Genomic DNA, 18,588 nt, shown 5'->3' with positions numbered 1-18,588 from the left:
AAATAGCATATTATATCTGATAAAATAATTTTATGAAAATTTTAGGTGTTGATCCCGGTTCAAGAATTACAGGTTTTGGCATTATTAACGCCGAAAAACTCAAATTCACTTATATTGCCAGCGGTTGCATTCGTACCAAAGGGGCGTTGACCGATCGTATCACTACAATTTTTGAAGGTATTAGCGAGGTGGTTGAAAAATATCAGCCAGACATCGTCGTTATTGAACGCGCTTTTATGCGCCCCGACCGACCCAATCCAGATGCCGCTATTAAATTAGGTCATGCACGAGGTGCTATTATCTCTGCGGTAGGGTCTCGCGGTATTAAAATGGTGGAATACAGTCCTAATCAAATCAAAAAAGCCATAGTGGGCAAAGGCCATGCTGCAAAAGACCAGGTGTCATATATGGTATGTGAATCACTAAAACTCAATAAAGCCCCACAAGAAGATGCCGCTGATGCTTTAGCAGGGGCTATTTGCCATGCTTATCATTGTCTTTAGAAGTAAAATTAACCAAAATAAACCTTAATATTACCAAAATCCGGCAGAGCAGCAACCACTTCTGTGAGTTTTTTTAAAATTTCATCATAACTTTTGTCCGAAGATAAGCAACTAAGTGACAAGAAAAAATCCACATGGATTCTGCCATTAAGATAATGCAATTGAATACGCTGCACTTCGCCATCACATTTGTTATTAAATAAGGCTTTATTTAGGATTCCTAAGGCAACTGCACGCTCAGGCAGGTGTTCACATGGTGCCGCTATCTCATCATCTTCGGGATCAATGTGAACAGTCACATCATATAAATCTTCTAAATACTCTTTGGCAGCGCGTTCAACGCTAACGCTAATAATATGTCCTTCGCTAACGCTTAAAAATGGATCCACTTGCACATGTACATCGGCAGTAATTGCATGTCCAATTTTGCGGGTGCGTAGTGAATGCACATTGCTCACGCCACTTAGCATTCCAATTACTTTCCTAAGTTCTGCGACTTGTTCAATGTCAATTGAAGTATCTACCAATTCTTTGGTTGCATTTGAGCCTAATTCCCAAGCAATCATAATAATCATAAAACCAACGATAATCGCGGCAATACCATCAAGATATAAATAGCCATTTAGACTACCAAAAATACCAATTAATACCACGATAGAAGACAATGCATCTGAACGGTGATGCCAAGCATTGGCTTTTAACATATCTGATTTATAAGTCTTTGCAACTTTGATGGTTGCCCAAAATAACACTTCTTTGGAAAAAATAGACAACGCAGCCACACTCAAAATTAAGGTGCTATGCGATAGCACATTTGGATTGCCTAATCGCCCAATTGCATCATAAATAATCCCAATACCTACAATTGTCAAAATAATTGCCAATCCAAGTGTTGCCACTGTTTCAAAACGCTTATGTCCATAAGGGTGGTCTTCGTCAGCTTCTTCGTTGGCATGTTTGGCGGCATATAAAACCACAGCGTCAGAAAGTAAGTCTGAGAAGGAGTGAATGCCATCAGCAATCAATGCGCCAGAGTTACCAAGCACACCAGCAATGACTTTAAAGACAGCAAGTAAGAAATCTATCAATGCACCAATGAGGGTGATTTTTTGACTGGCTTTTGTGCGTTCGTTGTTTTCCATAGGTTGTATTTTAAGCGTTTTAAAAAAAATGGGGTAAATTGTTGCAAATACAAATGATAACGAGTATCATTTACATTTTTAATTAAATAGTGGGCGCAACAAATGATTCAATTGCCAAGTTTTATTATGGGATTTAGAGAGGGTTTAGAGGTTTTTTTATTAATTGCTATCGTCTTAAAATACATTGTTAAGATTGGTGCACCACAGCTTAAAGACAAGGTGTGGCAATGAATACGCTTTCCAAACAAAAAGTCGGTAGTCGTTGTGAAATTGAGACGATGGCGTTGACGCATGTGAAAAAAATGCGACTGTTGGGGTTAGGTATCAATACAGGGTTGAAAGTTTCTATATTGCGCAATCGAGGTGGGGATATGGTGCTGGCTTTGGGGAATGCACGCGTGAGCGTGGGTAGGACAATTGCTGATTTAATAAAAGTGAGAATGGTATGAAATTTGATAAAATTGCCTTAATTGGTAATCCAAATTGTGGCAAGACTACGCTTTTTAACTTATTGACAGGGGCAAAGCAACGCATTGGAAACTGGCCTGGGGTGACGATTGAGCGTAAAGAAGGCGAGTTTGTTGTTAATGCTAAGACTTATGGAATTGTGGATTTGCCAGGTGTGTATTCGATTAATGAGGATGCGTCAATTGACGAACAAATTGCCAGAGATTTTGCGCTGAACAACCCAGAATATTTGTATTTTAATATTATTGACGCTTCGACGCTGGAACGCGGGCTTTATTTGACAACACAACTTAGAGAAGCGGGGATTAATATTGTTATTTTGCTGAACATGATGGATATTGTGTATAAGCGTGGAATGGAGATTGATGTTGAGGCGTTGAAGCAAGCAACGGGATGCGAGGTGATTGCATTGTCGCTGAAAGAGACGGTAGATTTTTCGCAGTTTAAGCGAGCGATAGAAGGTTTTTCAGCGACTAAGGCGCTGGAGATTGTGTATCCAGATGAAGTTAAAACGGCAGACAATGAGCGAGTTGCCTTGTTAAAGGCAGAAAGTCGATTTCGCCATGCGCACACTGTTGCCAGTCAAGTGATTGAGCACAATGTGAATTTGAAAAAGACGATTTCTGATAAGATTGATAAGGTGATTTTAGGTGCATTGACAGGGGTGCCGATATTTTTGCTAGTGATGTATTTGCTATTTTTGATGAGTATTAATTTTGGCGGTGCGTTGATTGATTTCTTTGACATTGCGACAGGGGCTATTTTTGTGGATGGTGTTAGATATTTGATGAGTAGTGTGAATGCGCCTGAGTTTTTGACGGTGCTGATTGCTGATGGTGTTGGCGGCGGCATTCAGGTGGTGGCAACTTTTGTGCCGATTATTTTTGCTTTATATTTGTTTTTAACTTTATTGGAAGAAGTTGGTTATATGGCAAGAGCCGCCTTTGTGATGGATCAGTTTATGCGTAAGATTGGACTGTCAGGCAAGGCATTTATTCCACTAGTGGTTGGATTTGGGTGTAATGTACCAGGCATTATGGCAGCGAGGACGCTGGATACACATCGAGAGCGAGTGACGACGGTATTGATGGCACCATTTATGTCATGTGGGGCAAGGCTTGCGGTGTATGCGTTGTTTGCGGCGGCGTTTTTTCCAGTGGGTGGACAAAATATTGTGTTTGCTTTATATGTAATTGGGATTTTGTTTGCAGTTTTGACAGCTTTTATTTTAAAGCACGCATTTAAAAGTGTTGATACTAGTGACTTTTTGATGGAAATACCAAATTATCAATTGCCCTCTTTAAGGAATTTATTAACCAATACTTGGAACAAACTTAAAGGTTTTGTCTTGGGTGCAGGCAAGATTATTGTTATTGTGGTAACGATTATCAATGTGGTAAATAGTGTTGGTATGGATGGTAGTTTTGGTAATCAAGATTCGAAAAATTCATTATTAAGTAAAGTTGCGCAAGTCGTTACGCCAGTATTTAAGCCGATGGGTATTGAGGCCGATAATTGGCCGGCAACAGTGGGCATCGTTACAGGCATTCTTGCCAAAGAAGTCGTGGTGGGAACGCTGGATTCTTTGTATTCAAGTATTGATGTGGAAGCAAGTAAAAGACAAGAAGTTGCAGTTGAATACAGTTTGATTAGTGGCTTGACAGAGGCGCTTAAAACCATTCCTGTGAATCTGCAAGACGCTTTACAGAATCTATCCGACCCATTAGGCTTGGGTGTGCTTGATGACACTAATTCGCAAACTGTGGCAGCGCAAACACAAGAAGTATCCACGGATACTTTTGGTGCAATGGTATCTCGTTTTGATGGAAAAATTGGTGCCTTTGCTTATCTATTGTTTATCTTGCTTTATTTCCCATGCGTAGCGGCATTTGGTGCAATGATACGAGAAATTGGCAGAAGTTGGGCAATTGTTGGTGCTTTATGGGCGACAGGGTTGGCGTATTTTTCAGCCACTGCCTTCTATCAAATCGGCACTTTTACCCAGCATCCGCTCTATTCATTATTTTGGATTGGTGTGTCAATTGTTATTTTAATCGCATCCATTTTAATGTTGGTTAACACCGGTAGAAAAGCCAGCGATAGGGTAATACCGATTATTACCGAAAGCACCTGTAGACACTGCAAATAAAATGATTAAAGGAATATTTTTTGGTTAAAATAAAGCCTTAATTTTAATAATACCACTAAGGGTTTAATGGAAACTTTAATCAAAATATCGGGTGTAACTTCCGCAGCAATCAACGCTGGCATTAAAAACGCACAAAATTCAAGTGTCAATTTAAATCCTAAAGATGCTGAAAAACTAGACTTATCAATTGTTTATTTGGCTGAAAAATCAGTTACAGCGGCAGTTTTTACGCAAAATCTGTTTTGTGCTGCACCAGTATTGGTCGCAAAAAACCATTTAAACTCTGATGTGCGCGCTCTGGTAATCAATAGCGGTAATGCGAATGCAGGTACGGGTGTTGCCAGTGGCAAAAAAGGGTTGGATAATGCTTATCAAGTTTGTGAAATGGTGGCAAAATCTTTGGGTATTGATAGTGAACAGGTGCTACCATTTTCAACAGGTGTGATTGGTCAACCATTGCCGATGCAGTGTTTTAAGAATAATATTGCCACACTTGCCAGACAATTAAAAAATGATAATTTACCTCAAGTAGCGCAAGCAATATTAACCACGGATTTGGTGGAAAAAACAGCCTCAAGTCAATTTAAAGTAGGTGCCAAAACAATCACAATTAGCGGTATCGCCAAAGGCTCTGGTATGATTCGTCCAGATATGGCAACGATGTTGAGTTTTATTTTTACCGATGCCAAGGCAACGCAAACAGAGTTACAAGAATGTTTAACCAAAGCAGTTAATCAATCATTTAATCGTATTACAGTAGATGGCGATACCTCAACCAATGATGCTTGCAGCTTAAGTGCGACAGGTGCCTCTAATGTTAGTATTGGCCATTGCTTAGATGAATTTCAACAAGCGTTGAATGCAGTAACAAAATCTTTGGCGCATCAAATTATTAAAGACGGCGAGGGGGCAACTAAGTTTGTTGAAATTTGCGTTAAAGGTGGTTCAAGCAAGGAAGATTGTTTAGAAGTGGCTTATACGGTGGCACATTCACCATTGGTTAAAACTGCACTATTTGCCTCTGATGCAAATTGGGGAAGAATTTTGGCGGCGGTAGGGCGTTCGAATATTGCGTCATTGAAAGTTGAAGAAGTTAATATTTATCTTGGCAAAGTCTGTATTGTTAAGCGTGGGGAGTTAAGCGAACTTTATACCGAAGCACTAGGTAGTGCTGAAATGGCAAAATCTGAGATTGTGATTACCATTGAAATCGGGAAAAATGAGACGCTAGAGCGTGTTTGGACCACGGATTTATCTTACGATTATGTGAAAATTAACGCGGAGTATCGCACATGAGTATTTATCGCCTATTGATTTCTTGCCCCGATGCACACGGCTTGGTGGCAAAGGTCAGTCAATTTATTTTTAATCAAGAGGGTAACATCAAAGAAGCGCATCATCACCTTGACGAGCAGAATAAACGCTTTTTTATGCGTATTGAAATTGAGTCAAATATGGCGTGTTCGTTAGAGGAATTCAAGCAGGCGTTTGTAGTACTGGCTAAGCAATATCAGATGAATTGGCAAATGAGTGATGCCAGTCAATTAAAGCGAATTTTGATTATGGGGTCTAAATCGTCGCATTGTGTGGCAGATTTGTTGCACCGTGGGCTGGAAAATGAATTGGAGGGCAAGATTGTTGGGCTCTTGTCTAATCACGATAAATTGAAAAAAATTGCCAGTTGGTATGCCGTGGATTTCAAAAAAGTGCCTATTAACAAGGAAAGTAAAGAGGTGGATATGGCAAAAATGATGAATGCTGTGGATGCATTTGCACCTGATGTGATTGTATTGGCACGCTATATGCAGATTATTCCAAAGTCAATGTGTGAGAAATATGCAGGCAAGATTATCAATATTCATCATTCATTTTTGCCTTCATTTGCAGGGGCAAGCCCTTACAAGAGGGCAGCTGAACGCGGGGTAAAGTTAATTGGCGCAACTTGTCATTATGTTACCAGTGAATTAGATGAAGGTCCGATTATTGAACAAGATGTGTTGCGCGTCAACCATAGTGATAGCGCTCAAGAGATGCAAAAAATGGGGCAGGATATTGAGAAAATTACCTTAGCAAAAGGCTTGCAATACCATCTTCAAGACCGTGTTTTAACTTGTAATAACAAGACAGTTGTTTTTAATTAATTTGTTGCACTTTCAATAATAAAATCCTTAAAGCGTTGAGCGATGGGTGAAAGCGTAGTTTTGGCGCTGTGCACCACATACCAATGACGGGTAATAGGGAATTTGTCGACATTTAACTGCTTAATAATGTTGTTTTCTAATTCTAATTGCACCGTGTGTTTGGAGACGAAACCAATGCCTAATCCCGCTTGAACTGCTTCAATAATCGCCTCATTAGAGTTGATTTCAATTTCTGAATTAAATTTCATCCCTGCATCGCGTTCAATGGTAATACGAGTGCCAGACCCTTGTTCGCGGGTGATGAGCGTTTCTCTGCTGATTGCTTTAATAGTGTTGCGTTTATTTTTTAGTAGAGGGTGGTCGGGGTGTGAAATAACAATCAGTGGATTTTCCATAAAAGGGTGGGCGGACAGCAACATATCGGTAGGGGGTTCACCCATAATGACTAAATCAGAGTTATGATTGGCGAGTTTTTCTAAAAGTAGTTTTCGGTTGGTGACTTCTAAATGAAAGGTCATATTTGGATATTGATTTTTAAACTGAGCCAGTGCGCGAGAGACAAAAGAGTTAGTGGTAGTGGCAACCGAGATTTCAAGGTGTCCTGAATTGGGATTAAGGCTTTGTTCGATATCAGCTTTTGATTGCTCCAGTGTTGAAATTACACGCAAACAAGTTTGATAAAATTTCTTGCCAATATGAGTGGGTGAGACCTTCTTTCCTTTAATATTAACGAGGTCTGAGCCGATATTTTTCGTCAATTGCTGTATTTGCATATACACCGCAGGCTGAGTAATATAAAGTTCCTTACTGGCCTTGGTAAAACTTTTTAAACGCACAACCGCCTCAAAGCTATACAGTTGTTTAAGTGTGTAATTAATCATAATAAAAATTTATTATTTACTAAATAAATATTATTTTACATTATTTAATACCACTTGTATAATGGCACTTTTTTAATAGATAGGAGTCCAAAATGGATCAATCGAATAGATATGCTGATTTGTCGCTAGACGAAGATACGCTAATTAAAGAAGGTGGACATATTCTTGTTGCCTATACAATGACACCAATGCCTGGCTTCAGTGGTTACTTAGAAACTGCAGCGCACTTTGCTGCTGAATCTTCTACAGGTACAAATGTAGAAGTGTCAACAACGGATGATTTTACTAAAGATTTAGATGCAATGGTGTATGAAATTGATGAAGCCAAAGGTATTATGAAAATTGCATACCCATGTGGTTTGTTTGATCGCAATATGATTGATGGTCGTGCAATGATTGTCTCTTTCCTAACGCTTGCTATTGGTAATAACCAAGGTATGGGTGATATACAATGTTCACAAATGATTGATTTCCATATTCCTAAGCAAATGCTTGACATTTTTGACGGTCCTTCTAAAGATATTACAGATTTATGGAATTTATTAGGTAGAAACCGTGAAAATGGTGGTTACATCGCTGGTACCATTATTAAGCCTAAGTTAGGTCTTCGTCCTAAGCCTTTTGCTGAAGCGGCTTACCAATTTTGGCTGGGTGGTGACTTCATCAAGAATGATGAGCCTCAGGGTAACCAAGTATACGCTCGCATGAAGGATGTAATGCCTTTGGTTGCTGATTCTATGAAGCGTGCACAAGATGAGACTGGTGAGGCTAAGATTTTCTCTGCTAATATTACGGCTGATGATCATCATGAAATGATTGCTCGTGGTGAATATATTTTAGAAACTTTTGGTGAGAATGCACACCATGTTGCGTTCCTAGTTGATGGGTATGTAGGTGGCTGTGGTATGATTACTACGGCGCGTCGTAATTTTGCTGATCAATACTTACATTATCATAGAGCGGGCCATGGTGCGATTACTTCACCAAGTTCTGTTCGTGGCTATACCGCTTTTGTTCTTGCTAAACTTTCTCGCCTTATGGGTGCGTCTGGTATCCATGTGGGTACAATGGGTTATGGTAAGATGGAAGGTGGCGCTGATGACAGAAACATCGCATATATGATTGAGCGTGACAGTGCTGATGGTCCAGTTTATCACCAAGAATGGTTTGGTATGAAGCCTACTACGCCAATTATTTCTGGCGGTATGAATGCATTGCGTCTTCCAGGTTTCTTTGAAAACTTAGGTCATGGTAATGTAATCAACACTTCTGGTGGTGGTTCTTACGGTCATATCGATTCTCCTGCAGCAGGTGCTAAGTCACTTCGCCAAGCATATGATTGTTGGATGGCTAAGGCTGACCCAATTGAATTTGCTAAAGAGCATAATGAATTTGCCCGTGCATTTGAGTCATTCCCAGGTGATGCAGATTCACTCTTTCCAGGTTGGAGAGATAAATTAGGTGTTCACAAGTAAATCTTGTAACAAGTAATTCATAAAAAGCCTCTGCTGCATGCAGAGGCTTTTTTTATTAAGGATTATAAAATGGATATGACATAATTACAACAAATAATAGATTCAGATTTAGCATTATTTATAGACAGGTATAACTTTGTCGCTATGTTGGTCTCTATTGTATATAAATGTAGTTATTATTTGAAAAAATAAAAATCATTATCCTAAATTTAAAAAACTTTAAAGGAGTAAAAAAATGAGTTTTGATATTAATCAATTTAAAATTGAATTGGCGCCGTTCTACGAAGCTCAATCAAACGAGGTAGAATTATATACGGCTGCTTATAATGCAAAATTACCCGTGATGGTCAAAGGGCCAACAGGTTGTGGTAAGTCGCGTTTTATTGAATATATGGCGCATAAACTTAATAAGCCTATTATTACAGTCTCTTGTAATGAAGATATTACCGCTTCAGACTTGATTGGTCGTTTTTTATTAGATGCAAATGGCACTAAGTGGGTGGATGGTCCATTGACATTAGCGGCTCGTTATGGGGCAATTTGTTATTTAGATGAGATTGTTGAAGCGCGTCAAGATACGATGGTGGTGATTCATTCACTAACCGACCACCGTCGTGAGTTAATGCTAGATAAAAAAGGTGAGCTGGTTAAAGCACATCCAGATTTCCAATTGGTAATTTCATATAACCCAGGTTATCAGAGCTTAATGAAAGACCTTAAGCAATCTACCAAACAGCGTTTTACTGGCATGGATTTTGACTATGCTTCTGCTGAGTTAGAGGCTTCAATTATTGTCAAGGAGTCGGGCGTTGATGTAGAGACGGCTAAAAAATTAGTCAAACTTGCTCATACGACGCGTAATTTAGTCGGTCACGGGCTTGACGAAGGCGCATCCACGCGTTTGCTTAACTATGCAGCCACATTAATTTCAGCAGGTGTTAATGTGAAAGACGCTTGTAACATGGCGTTGGTTTGTCCGATTACTGATGATGGCGAAATTCGCGCTACGATGAGCAGTGCAATTGATGTTATTTTTGACTAAAACTTGATAAAAATGGTTGAAATAAAGCGACATAAGCCCTTAGATTGTGCGTTTAAAACCGTTCAGAAAGTTTTTGATTTGAATATTGATCAGGCATATAAAAAACTCTCCGAACAAAGTTTAGGTGAATACTACAAAGGTGCAGAATTCTTAGCAAAAATTGGACAGGGTGATGTGCTGTCTATTGCCTTTCTAAAAGTGATGCCCTGGGTGGGTGAGTTTTATGGTGAAGGTAGTATTAAAAAAATCGTGGATTTTGCTTATCAGAATATATCCAGAACTCCTAATAAAGCTGCAGTAGAGCCATTTCTAAATAGTTTTATTGTTGTTATTGAGCATACAGAAAATAATCAACTTGACGAATATTTGAGTCTTATTGAATACCATTTAAAGAAAACAACTTTCTCTGTGCACGGTATCCATGATACACATGCATCTCCATCGTTAATTTCAATGCTGGGCAATATGGGTTTATTATTAGAACAATTGGAATTTAAAGGGATTTACGAGTGGATTGATTATGGTTTAAGATATTTTCAAGATCATCCTGAGCGACAAGAAGCGTATTTTTCATTGGCAACTGCTGACTCAAAGGCAGTCTTCCAGCGTCAAAGAAAAGGTTTGTTGTTTGGCGATATTGAGCGAGAAATCAATTTGTTTCAGCGTGCATTGTGGAAGACGAATTTTATGTATGCACCCTATTCACCAGATTTTGAAAAATTAGAACATTTTCATCCATATCTTGAAGATGAAGTTATTCGTTTGCCTGATATCTACGAGTCATTAGGTGGTGTTAGTGCTTGCAAACGCTATAAGGCGCTAGTGGCACATTTGATTGCACATCATCAATTTAGCACAAAGATTGTGGCCGATAATGTCTCACCACAACAGCGATTTTTTGCGGAAGTATTTGAAGATGCAAGAGTTGAATATTTAGCCATTCAAAAATACCCAGGCTTGAGAAAATTATGGTTGGATTTAATTCCAATTGTCGATGAGTTTGATTGTGATGACAGTAATCAATCTTGTCTTCGTCATCGTGCAATTATGTTGACGCGCGCATTATTGGATGATAATCACCCTTATGAAAATAAAATCATTTTGGATTATGTTGAGAAATTTAAGACATTAATGGGTGCGGGTGAAAGTAGCACAGCGGATAGTCTAAGCCTTGGTTTGGGGTATTTAATTAAAACCAGAAGTGTGGCAGATGCATTGGCTAAAATTTACTTTGAAAATACGGAAGTCACTTATCGCGATGACAACCGTTCAATGTGGTTGTTTATTGAAGATTTTGATGAAGAAGACGAAATTTTTGCACACGAGCAAAAAACAGATGAAGAAGACGAGGATGATATTGAGGTTATTCCGCCGCATTACTATGATGAATGGGATTATGCGTATGATTCTTACAAACCTGATTGGACTGCGGTTTATGAGCGATTACACACACACACTGATGCGTCAAAAATTGATAGAATTTTAGATAAACATGATGCTCTGGTTAAGCAATTAAAGAAGGTGCTTGACTTGCTTAAACCGCAAAATAAAAAGCGTTTACGCTACCAAGAAGAGGGTGCAGAATTAGACCTTGATATTGCGCTTCGTAGTGTAATTGACATCAAAAATGGCACCCAGCCTGACACTAGAATTAACATTGATTTTGAGCACGATTCTCGTAGTGTATCGGTATTATTATTATTGGATTTATCACAGTCGTTAAATGAAGTTGTAGGGTCATTAGGTCAAACAATTTTAGAATTATCGCAAGAAGCGGTGTCATTATTGGGCTGGGCAGTAGAGCAATTGGGTGATAATTTTGCCATTGCAGGTTTCAACTCCGATACCAGACAAAAAGTAATGTACTATCATATCAAAGGTTATAGTGAGCATTGGGATGATACAGTTAAATCGCGTTTGGCAGATTTAAAAGCAGAATATTCTACTCGAATGGGTGCGGCAATTCGCCATGGTGCACATTATTTAGATTTACAAGAAAGTGATAAGAAATTAATGCTAATTTTGACCGATGGTGAGCCTGCTGATATTGATATGCATGATCCATACGCACTTATTCAAGATGCACACAAAGCCGTACAAGAGGTGCAGCAAAAGGGAATGTATCCTTATTGTATTAGTTTGGATAAAAAAGCAGATGAATACATTGGCGATATTTTCGGTTCGCATTATTCAGTCATTGACCATATTGAATCTTTACCGCAAGAACTGCCAAAACTGTTTTTGTCACTCACTAAATAATGTTCACTAATACCATCACTGCCAATATTAGTTTTGATTACCAAGGACAACATTACTCACTAAAAAGTACATTAGATATTGATCATATTATTCATCACGATAATTTTTATCAATCAGTCTATTTATCAGTTGCAAAGTCTAACAATATTGATTTACACTCCTATCAACTAGAGGTAATGATGGACCAAAGTATTGTTTTCACGAATGAAAAAGGTTGTGTACAGGGCTGTGTTACTGATGGTATTTTGGATTTAAAATTATTAAGAGAAGCACATCAAAAGGTAGAATGTTTACCTGCTATTGAACCACTTATTAAGAAATTTCAAGTTGATAAGGATATTCACAGTGCTTTAGTGGAGGCTTATTTGTTGGGAAAAAAATCGAAGTAGTTTATTCGAATTCTTGTTCAACAAAATCTAAATCAATTTGGATATTTGAATTATCTAATAACTCCAAACATTTTGGCACTGCCAAAAACACTGCCCCCAAACATACGGCAATCGCCTCAGGTTTGCCAGGTAGGTTGATGATTAGGCTGTTGCCCCGCGAGCCTGCTGTTTGACGCGATAAAATCGCAGTCGGCACTGTGCGTAAAGATACGGTACGCATTTGCTGTGCAAAACCATCAAAGATGCGTTCGCAGATGGCGTGTGTCGCCTCAGGTGTGACATCGCGAGTCGTTGGACCTGTGCCACCAGTGGTAAGAATGAGGTTACAGCGTTTGTTATCGGCAAAATCAATCATTGTTTGTTCAATCAAAGATTGCTCATCCTCAATGATAATTGCCTCTATTTCATACGGGGATAGTAGGGCATTGCTAATCCATTCTTGCATTGCGGGACCGCCGATATCTTTGTATTCACCTCGTGCGGCACGGTCAGAGATTGTAATAAATCCGATTTTTATTTTAGTATTGTTCATTTTTTTTAGTAGATTTTGCGATGTATCTTAACCATAAATATCCAGCGACACCTGAAAATAAAGAGGCTGCCAAGACACCAATTTTAGCCTGAAAGATGAAATCTGGTGCACCTAAAAAAGCCAAATCAGCAACAAAAATAGACATCGTAAAACCGATGCCACCCAGAAGTGATACGCCAAATATTTGGCTCATGTTACTGTCTTTGGGTAGCACTGCAATTTTACTTTTAATGGACAACCAAGAAACGCCAAAAATACCAATTACCTTTCCAAAAATTAATCCTATAACAATACCCAGTGGAATATTTTGTGTAATGGTATTTCCAATAGCATTAAAATCAATGCTAATGCCTGCATTTGCCAGTGCAAATAGCGGTATGATAATTAAGGAAATTGGTAAATGTAAACCGTTTTCTAATCTTGAGGCAGGCGTATCTATGGCATCAATATTTTTTTTCATCTCAAGTAACACAGATTTTTGCCTTTCATTGAGTTGGTGCTCATCATCATTAGGTTGATTGTCATATTTGTTTAGTAAATTTTTAAGCCGTTTTGAAAAACCTATAGGTTCCATTTTAGGATTTGAAGGGATTGCCATTGCAGCAATAACACCTGAAATGGTTGCATGTACGCCAGATTCCAACATAAAAAACCACATAAATAAGCCAACGATTAAATAAGGAGACATTGCGTGGATGCCAAATCGATTAAAGGCGATTAATATTAAAAAAGAAACGCCTGATAGGGCGAGTGGCAACAGATAGATTTGATCTGTATAAACAGTGGCAATAACCAAAACAGCGCCCAAATCATCAACAATAGCAAGCGCAACTAGAAAAGTAATAAGACTGGTTGGTATCCTCTTTTTTAATAAAACTAAGGCGCTAATCGCAAAAGCAATATCTGTTGCCATTGGAATACCCCAGCCAATAGCACCCTCGCCATTGGCATTGATTGCCAAATATAAAAGAGCAGGGAACACCATGCCACCAATAGCCGCCAAAATGGGCAAAATAGCCACTTTAATATTTGCAAGCTCACCGATCGATATTTCTCTTTTTATTTCAAGACCAATGATAAAAAAGAACATTGTCATTAGTCCATCATTAATCCAATAGTGAATAGAATAAGACAACGCCCAATCGCCTATTTTGAAGTCTATTTTTGTGTGAAATAGGTGTTCATAGGCTTCAGATAATGGGGAATTCGCAAGTACAAGTGCCAATATAGTTGCTAACATTAATGCTATTCCTGTTGTGGTTTGTGCATGTAGAAAGTGTTCAAAAGGGGTTGAGATTTTTTTAAAGGCTTTCTCCCAGGGTGCGTATAGTTTCATGGTTGGCGTCAGATTTGCATTTTCTATTTTTGGATTAGGGTAGGATAATTTTACTGATTTTAAAATATTTGTGGGCTAATATTATCCACCTGTTACAGGCGGGTAAAAAGCCACTTCGTCGGTATCGTTTATTTGAGTTGAACTTGTGGCAATTTCGTGATTAACAGCACAAAGAATGTTGTTTGGAAAATGTTGTTCACCGTATTTTTCTATTAGCAATACGCGTAAATCATTCACTGTTATATCGGCAGTTATCACTATTACTTCACTTGCTAATCCCAGTGATTCTTTCAATGAGGCAAAATATAAAACATTCATCCGCCTATCTCCACCATTTGTGCTGTATTGATATTATCGGCATTGGTATTAAAATCGTGTTGTTTAGGCTTATGGCTGATGGCGTCAATAATCAGATTTTTAACCTCATCATCTGTTACGCCAGACCTTAGTGCATCCCGCAAAGATACAGAATTTTTTTGTCCAAGACACAAAATTAATTGTCCTTTGGCAGTTAATCGAATGCGATTGCAAGCACTGCAAAAATTATTAGAAACCGCAGAAATTATGCCCACCGATGAATGGGTATTTTTAATCAAATAACTTTTTGCAGGACCTGCCGTTTGTTCAGGTTTAATTGCTATCAGGTTATTTACCAAGTGTGCATCAATGCGTTTTAAAATATCGGTCTCGCTATAATGTTGACTCAACGCGTTAATACCCGCTGAACCAATCGGCATGGTTTCAATAAAACGGATGTCAATTTTTCGCCCAATGGCAAAATCAATCATTGCCTCAATTTCATCGTCATTCACACCACGCATCACCACCATATTGATTTTTATTGGACGCATGCCGACTTTAATCGCTGCATCAATGCCGTTGATAACCTTGTCTAATTCTCCCCCACGAGTAATCTCTGCAAACCTTTCGGCAATGAGAGAGTCAATAGAAATATTTACCCTATTAACGCCATTTTTATGGATTTTTCCTGCAAATTTTTCCAGTAGATGTGCATTGGTTGACAATGGTATATCGGTAATACCGTCAATTGCACCAATCAATTTAATGATTTTAGAAATCCCAGTTCGCAATAACGGTTCACCACCTGTTAATCTGACTTTGCTAATGCCCAAATCGGCAAAAATCTGCATAATTCTTTCAATTTCTTCGTAAGATAGCACCTCTGTTCGAACAGTTTTGTTGAAATGGTCTTCGTCGCGGCAATAATGACAGCGATAATTACAATGGTCAGTAACTGAAAATCTCAAATAACTAATGGTACGACCAAATGGGTCAATCAGTTTCATACCGTCCAATCCCCAGACTTACCGCCCGATTTTTCCAGTACTTGAATTTGCGAGATAATCATCCCACGGTCAACTGCCTTGCACATATCGTAAACCGTGAGTGCGGCAACACTTGCTGCCGTTAATGCTTCCATTTCCACGCCAGTCTTACCATCAAGTTTGGTGGTGGCAATAATCTCAACACTTGATTTTTCAATATTCGCTGTTAATTCTACACTGACTTTGGTCAGCATTAATGGATGACAAAGTGGAATTAAGTCCGCACATTTTTTTGCTGCCTGAATGCCAGCAATACGAGCCACTGCGAACACATCGCCTTTTTTATGTTGTCCAGAAGTAATTAGCGCTAAAGTTGATGCTTGCATCAGTACCACTGATTTTGCCATGGCAATACGCGTAGTAGTCGCTTTATCAGTCACATCGACCATTTGTGCGTCGCCATTGTCGTTAATATGGGTTAATTTGCTCATAATGAATAATAATTAAGGATTTTGCCTTGTGAAAAAGTGCTATTTTCAGGTACTTCGATCAGCCCATCTGCCCAAACCATTGAACTCAAAACATCTGAACCTTGCTTAGGATAAAGAGAGGCAGAGGCAGGGGCAGTTGAACAATCCAATTTTACTCTGACAAACTCGCGTCGTGGTCGTGGTCGTTGCCAATCAAAATTGCATTGTACCTGTGTTGTCTGATTTTGATATACACTCAGCCCCTGCATTTTGCGAATAAATGGCTGTGCAAATAAGAAAAAAGTCACCATTGCTGATACAGGATTACCTGGCAAGCCAATAAACGCTGTGTCAGCAACTGAGCCAAATGCCAAAGGTTTGCCTGGTTTGACCTTAATACGCCACAAGTCTAATTTTCCTAATTTTTCTACTGCAGGTTTGACATGGTCCTCTTCACCCACCGACACGCCGCCCGTGGTCACAATCAAATCACAATTCGATTTCAACTGTTCCAAAGCATCGCAAGTTGCCTTAAAAGTATCTTTGATATTACCCAAATTAACTATTTCACAGCCCAATTTATTTAACATTGCCACCAAAGCATAACGATTAGAATTAAAAATTTGCCCTTTTTTTAAAGCATTTCCAGGTTCCACCAGTTCATCGCCTGTAAAAAAAACCCCAACTTTAATCCTTTTAAAAACTTCAATTTTTCTCACACCCACAGATGCAGCCAATGCAATATCCTGCGGCAGCAACTGCCTACCCTTAGATAAAATTACATCTCCTAATTGAATGTCATTTCCTCTCGGGCGAATGTTTTCATTTAAAGCAATCGGGCGGTAAATCTCAATCTTACTATTACCATCAATCAGCTCACACTCTTCCTGCATCACCACCGTATTTGCCCCCCTCGGTATTGGCGCCCCTGTGAAAATACGCGCTGCACAACCCTCCACCAGCATTTTCCCTGTACTTCCTGCAGAAATTCTATCGGTAATTTCAAACGAAAACCCACCTGGTATAGCAATTTGATCCTCTTTCAAATGAATTGCATAGCCGTCCATTGACGAATTATCAAACCCTGGAGACGCAATATCTGAACAAATATCAAACGCTAAAACTTTATCCAGTGCATCATCCAGTGCGACTAATTGCGTCTTATTGATTACTTTGGCGGCGCCTATTAATGTTTCTAAAGCCTCATCAATAGAAAGTAGGGGGTGTGGAATCGCGTTACAGCCTTGCTGGTTATTCATTATAAATTTTAGTTAATTTCATCTTATTAATTGTATCATATAGTCCATATACTAACAATAACATACATATGAAAAGCATTAATAAAAGTAACATTACCGCCGTCATCCTCTCAGGTGGGCAAGGGCTGCGTATGAATCAACAAGATAAAGGTTTAATTCCATTCAATGACAAGCCAATGATTGCTCATATCATTGATGTTGTAAAACCAAAAGTCAGTCAATTATTTGTCAGTGCTAACCGTAACATTGAAAAATATCAGCGATATGGTGAAGTTATCACTGATGGTTTAAACGATTTTCAAGGTCCTTTGGCAGGTATATCTAAAGCACTATCGGTCACCACCACTCCTTATTTATTAATCCTTCCTTGTGATAGCCCACTTGTAACTGCAAGCATTATCCAGCGACTAATTGATGCAATGAGCAATAATGACATAGATTTATGCGTAGCAGATGATGGTAGCAGAATGCATCCAACCATTGCCATTATTAAAACCCAATTAAAGGATAATCTATTAGATTTTTTAGAATCAGGTGATAGAAAATTAGGCTTATGGATTCAACAAAATAATTCTCTTAAAGTTGATTTTTCTGACTGCCCAGAAGTGTTAACCAATTTCAACAGCCCTGAAGATATGACAAATGATGTAGTGAAAAGGTTGTTGATAGCACAAAATGAGAAAAGTGAAGCATTTAAATTTATTAAATAATAAAAGTGTAAAGTTTGCATTTTACTTTGCATTTTGATTGTTACCAACGATTGCTTTTATTTTGGTCGGTGGCTTTAGATTCTACCCATTTACTAGAATTTTTGCCATACTCTTTTTTCCAAAAAGGGGCTTGGGTTTTTAGATAATCCATAATAAATTCACAAGATTCAAATGCAGATTTTCGGTGTTTGCTACTTGTGACAACTAAAACGATTTGGTCGTTGGATTGCAAGTCTCCGACGCGGTGGATGATGGTAATATTGCCGATTTTCCAACGCTTATGGGCTTGATTAGCGATAGATATGAGAGCCTTTTCAGTCATTTTTGGGTAATGTTCAAGTGTCATTTTAGTGATAGGCGTATTTTCTAAATCACGCACAAATCCAATAAAACTAACGCTAGCACCAATATTGCTGTCGTTGTTTTTGGCCAGAGCAACTTCAACGCTTAAATCGAAATCGTGTTGTTGAATTTTTATTTTATCCATGTGAGTTATTTTAACAATATTATAGAATGCTAATACTTTTTTAATATATAATACACGCA

Annotated in this window: 20 protein-coding genes; 11 read left to right on the top strand and 9 right to left on the bottom strand. The window is 38.6% G+C overall.

Translation table 11 applies throughout. The features are described 5' to 3' along the window. Nucleotides 1-32 precede the first annotated feature (32 nt). Nucleotides 33-503: a crossover junction endodeoxyribonuclease RuvC gene (gene ruvC, locus BSEPE_RS05420; RefSeq protein ID WP_066044888.1), complete on the top strand. Its 471-nt coding sequence runs from the start codon at nt 33-35 to the stop codon at nt 501-503. Nucleotides 504-511: 8 nt separating this feature from the next. Here the strand turns inward: ruvC and BSEPE_RS05415 are convergent, their stop codons facing one another. Then, a complete protein-coding gene (locus BSEPE_RS05415; protein ID WP_066044886.1) occupies nt 512-1,645 on the bottom strand; it encodes a cation diffusion facilitator family transporter in 1,134 nt (377 codons plus the stop codon). A gap of 102 nt (nt 1,646-1,747) precedes the next feature. Here BSEPE_RS05415 and BSEPE_RS08205 point away from each other — a divergent pair, with 102 nt between their 5' ends. From BSEPE_RS08205 to purU, 5 genes are all read left to right on the top strand, one after another. Beyond that, a complete protein-coding gene (locus tag BSEPE_RS08205) occupies nt 1,748-1,876 on the top strand; it encodes a hypothetical protein (RefSeq protein ID WP_269450655.1) in 129 nt (42 codons plus the stop codon). Further along, the gene (locus tag BSEPE_RS05410) at nt 1,873-2,094 is read left to right on the top strand and encodes a FeoA family protein (RefSeq protein ID WP_066044884.1); all 222 of its coding nucleotides are present in this window, start codon (nt 1,873-1,875) and stop codon (nt 2,092-2,094) included. Before BSEPE_RS08205 ends, BSEPE_RS05410 begins: the two co-directional genes overlap by 4 nt. After that, on the top strand, nt 2,091-4,262 hold the full coding sequence (gene feoB / locus BSEPE_RS05405) for a ferrous iron transport protein B (protein WP_066044882.1): 2,172 nt from the start codon (nt 2,091-2,093) through the stop codon (nt 4,260-4,262). Before BSEPE_RS05410 ends, feoB begins: the two co-directional genes overlap by 4 nt. Before the next feature lie 66 nt (nt 4,263-4,328). Then, nucleotides 4,329-5,558, top strand: coding sequence for a bifunctional glutamate N-acetyltransferase/amino-acid acetyltransferase ArgJ (gene argJ, locus BSEPE_RS05400; RefSeq protein WP_066044878.1), 1,230 nt, complete (start codon nt 4,329-4,331; stop codon nt 5,556-5,558). Beyond that, entirely contained in the window at nt 5,555-6,403 is an 849-nt protein-coding gene (purU, locus tag BSEPE_RS05395) for a formyltetrahydrofolate deformylase (protein ID WP_066044875.1), read from the top strand. Before argJ ends, purU begins: the two co-directional genes overlap by 4 nt. Here purU and BSEPE_RS05390 read toward each other — a convergent pair. Next, complete coding sequence (locus BSEPE_RS05390) at nt 6,400-7,284, bottom strand: LysR family transcriptional regulator (protein WP_066044873.1); 885 nt, start codon at nt 7,282-7,284, stop codon at nt 6,400-6,402. The two genes, purU and BSEPE_RS05390, sit on opposite strands and share 4 nt — an antisense overlap. A gap of 92 nt (nt 7,285-7,376) precedes the next feature. Here BSEPE_RS05390 and BSEPE_RS05385 point away from each other — a divergent pair, with 92 nt between their 5' ends. From BSEPE_RS05385 to BSEPE_RS05370, 4 genes are all read left to right on the top strand, one after another. Then, on the top strand, nt 7,377-8,759 hold the full coding sequence (locus BSEPE_RS05385) for a ribulose-bisphosphate carboxylase (RefSeq protein ID WP_066044871.1): 1,383 nt from the start codon (nt 7,377-7,379) through the stop codon (nt 8,757-8,759). Between the two features lie 235 nt (nt 8,760-8,994). Continuing rightward, a complete protein-coding gene (locus BSEPE_RS05380; protein WP_066044869.1) occupies nt 8,995-9,801 on the top strand; it encodes a CbbQ/NirQ/NorQ/GpvN family protein in 807 nt (268 codons plus the stop codon). A 12-nt stretch (nt 9,802-9,813) separates the two neighbouring features. Next, nucleotides 9,814-12,060, top strand: coding sequence for a nitric oxide reductase activation protein NorD (locus tag BSEPE_RS05375; protein WP_066044867.1), 2,247 nt, complete (start codon nt 9,814-9,816; stop codon nt 12,058-12,060). After that, nucleotides 12,060-12,449 (top strand): hypothetical protein, encoded by a 390-nt coding sequence (locus BSEPE_RS05370; RefSeq protein WP_066044865.1) that lies wholly within the window; start codon nt 12,060-12,062, stop codon nt 12,447-12,449. The genes BSEPE_RS05375 and BSEPE_RS05370 overlap by 1 nt, the downstream gene beginning before the upstream one ends. A gap of 1 nt (nt 12,450) precedes the next feature. On the opposite strand, the gene mog is transcribed toward BSEPE_RS05370, so the two are convergent. The 6 genes from mog to BSEPE_RS05340 form a co-directional block, all read right to left on the bottom strand. Further along, nucleotides 12,451-12,981: a molybdopterin adenylyltransferase gene (gene mog, locus BSEPE_RS05365; RefSeq protein ID WP_066044863.1), complete on the bottom strand. Its 531-nt coding sequence runs from the start codon at nt 12,979-12,981 to the stop codon at nt 12,451-12,453. Then, the gene (gene nhaA, locus BSEPE_RS05360) at nt 12,968-14,317 is read right to left on the bottom strand and encodes a Na+/H+ antiporter NhaA (protein ID WP_066044861.1); all 1,350 of its coding nucleotides are present in this window, start codon (nt 14,315-14,317) and stop codon (nt 12,968-12,970) included. Before nhaA ends, mog begins: the two co-directional genes overlap by 14 nt. 81 nt (nt 14,318-14,398) lie before the next feature. Then, complete coding sequence (moaD, locus tag BSEPE_RS05355) at nt 14,399-14,635, bottom strand: molybdopterin converting factor subunit 1 (protein WP_066044859.1); 237 nt, start codon at nt 14,633-14,635, stop codon at nt 14,399-14,401. Further along, nucleotides 14,632-15,624: a GTP 3',8-cyclase MoaA gene (gene moaA / locus BSEPE_RS05350; protein WP_066044856.1), complete on the bottom strand. Its 993-nt coding sequence runs from the start codon at nt 15,622-15,624 to the stop codon at nt 14,632-14,634. Before moaA ends, moaD begins: the two co-directional genes overlap by 4 nt. Further along, nucleotides 15,621-16,094 carry a cyclic pyranopterin monophosphate synthase MoaC gene (moaC, locus tag BSEPE_RS05345; RefSeq protein ID WP_066044854.1) on the bottom strand — a complete coding sequence of 158 codons (474 nt, stop codon included), beginning with the start codon at nt 16,092-16,094 and terminating at the stop codon, nt 15,621-15,623. The genes moaA and moaC overlap by 4 nt, the downstream gene beginning before the upstream one ends. Beyond that, nucleotides 16,091-17,332, bottom strand: a complete 1,242-nt coding sequence (locus BSEPE_RS05340) for a molybdopterin molybdotransferase MoeA (protein WP_066044852.1) — start codon at nt 17,330-17,332, stop codon at nt 16,091-16,093. Before BSEPE_RS05340 ends, moaC begins: the two co-directional genes overlap by 4 nt. A gap of 68 nt (nt 17,333-17,400) precedes the next feature. Between BSEPE_RS05340 and mobA the strand changes: the two genes are divergently transcribed. Beyond that, nucleotides 17,401-18,042: a molybdenum cofactor guanylyltransferase MobA gene (gene mobA, locus BSEPE_RS05335; RefSeq protein ID WP_070104563.1), complete on the top strand. Its 642-nt coding sequence runs from the start codon at nt 17,401-17,403 to the stop codon at nt 18,040-18,042. A 40-nt stretch (nt 18,043-18,082) separates the two neighbouring features. Here mobA and BSEPE_RS05330 read toward each other — a convergent pair whose 3' ends face one another. After that, on the bottom strand, nt 18,083-18,529 hold the full coding sequence (locus BSEPE_RS05330) for a molybdenum cofactor biosynthesis protein MoaE (protein WP_066044850.1): 447 nt from the start codon (nt 18,527-18,529) through the stop codon (nt 18,083-18,085). Nucleotides 18,530-18,588 lie beyond the last annotated feature (59 nt).

The sequence above is a fragment of the endosymbiont of Bathymodiolus septemdierum str. Myojin knoll genome (assembly GCF_001547755.1).
Taxonomy (GTDB): domain Bacteria; phylum Pseudomonadota; class Gammaproteobacteria; order PS1; family Pseudothioglobaceae; genus Thiodubiliella.
Note: the sequence above shows the minus strand (reverse complement) of the source record. Positions and strands in the feature narration are given on the sequence as shown.

Coding starts and splice junctions, on each gene's coding strand:
- ruvC (WP_066044888.1), top strand. CDS start 33: ATGAAAATTTTAGGTGTTGATCCCGGTTCAAGAATTACAGGTTTTGGC.
- BSEPE_RS05415 (WP_066044886.1), bottom strand. CDS start 1,645: ATGGAAAACAACGAACGCACAAAAGCCAGTCAAAAAATCACCCTCATT.
- BSEPE_RS08205 (WP_269450655.1), top strand. CDS start 1,748: ATGATTCAATTGCCAAGTTTTATTATGGGATTTAGAGAGGGTTTAGAG.
- BSEPE_RS05410 (WP_066044884.1), top strand. CDS start 1,873: ATGAATACGCTTTCCAAACAAAAAGTCGGTAGTCGTTGTGAAATTGAG.
- feoB (WP_066044882.1), top strand. CDS start 2,091: ATGAAATTTGATAAAATTGCCTTAATTGGTAATCCAAATTGTGGCAAG.
- argJ (WP_066044878.1), top strand. CDS start 4,329: ATGGAAACTTTAATCAAAATATCGGGTGTAACTTCCGCAGCAATCAAC.
- purU (WP_066044875.1), top strand. CDS start 5,555: ATGAGTATTTATCGCCTATTGATTTCTTGCCCCGATGCACACGGCTTG.
- BSEPE_RS05390 (WP_066044873.1), bottom strand. CDS start 7,284: ATGATTAATTACACACTTAAACAACTGTATAGCTTTGAGGCGGTTGTG.
- BSEPE_RS05385 (WP_066044871.1), top strand. CDS start 7,377: ATGGATCAATCGAATAGATATGCTGATTTGTCGCTAGACGAAGATACG.
- BSEPE_RS05380 (WP_066044869.1), top strand. CDS start 8,995: ATGAGTTTTGATATTAATCAATTTAAAATTGAATTGGCGCCGTTCTAC.
- BSEPE_RS05375 (WP_066044867.1), top strand. CDS start 9,814: ATGGTTGAAATAAAGCGACATAAGCCCTTAGATTGTGCGTTTAAAACC.
- BSEPE_RS05370 (WP_066044865.1), top strand. CDS start 12,060: ATGTTCACTAATACCATCACTGCCAATATTAGTTTTGATTACCAAGGA.
- mog (WP_066044863.1), bottom strand. CDS start 12,981: ATGAACAATACTAAAATAAAAATCGGATTTATTACAATCTCTGACCGT.
- nhaA (WP_066044861.1), bottom strand. CDS start 14,317: ATGAAACTATACGCACCCTGGGAGAAAGCCTTTAAAAAAATCTCAACC.
- moaD (WP_066044859.1), bottom strand. CDS start 14,635: ATGAATGTTTTATATTTTGCCTCATTGAAAGAATCACTGGGATTAGCA.
- moaA (WP_066044856.1), bottom strand. CDS start 15,624: ATGAAACTGATTGACCCATTTGGTCGTACCATTAGTTATTTGAGATTT.
- moaC (WP_066044854.1), bottom strand. CDS start 16,094: ATGAGCAAATTAACCCATATTAACGACAATGGCGACGCACAAATGGTC.
- BSEPE_RS05340 (WP_066044852.1), bottom strand. CDS start 17,332: ATGAATAACCAGCAAGGCTGTAACGCGATTCCACACCCCCTACTTTCT.
- mobA (WP_070104563.1), top strand. CDS start 17,401: ATGAAAAGCATTAATAAAAGTAACATTACCGCCGTCATCCTCTCAGGT.
- BSEPE_RS05330 (WP_066044850.1), bottom strand. CDS start 18,529: ATGGATAAAATAAAAATTCAACAACACGATTTCGATTTAAGCGTTGAA.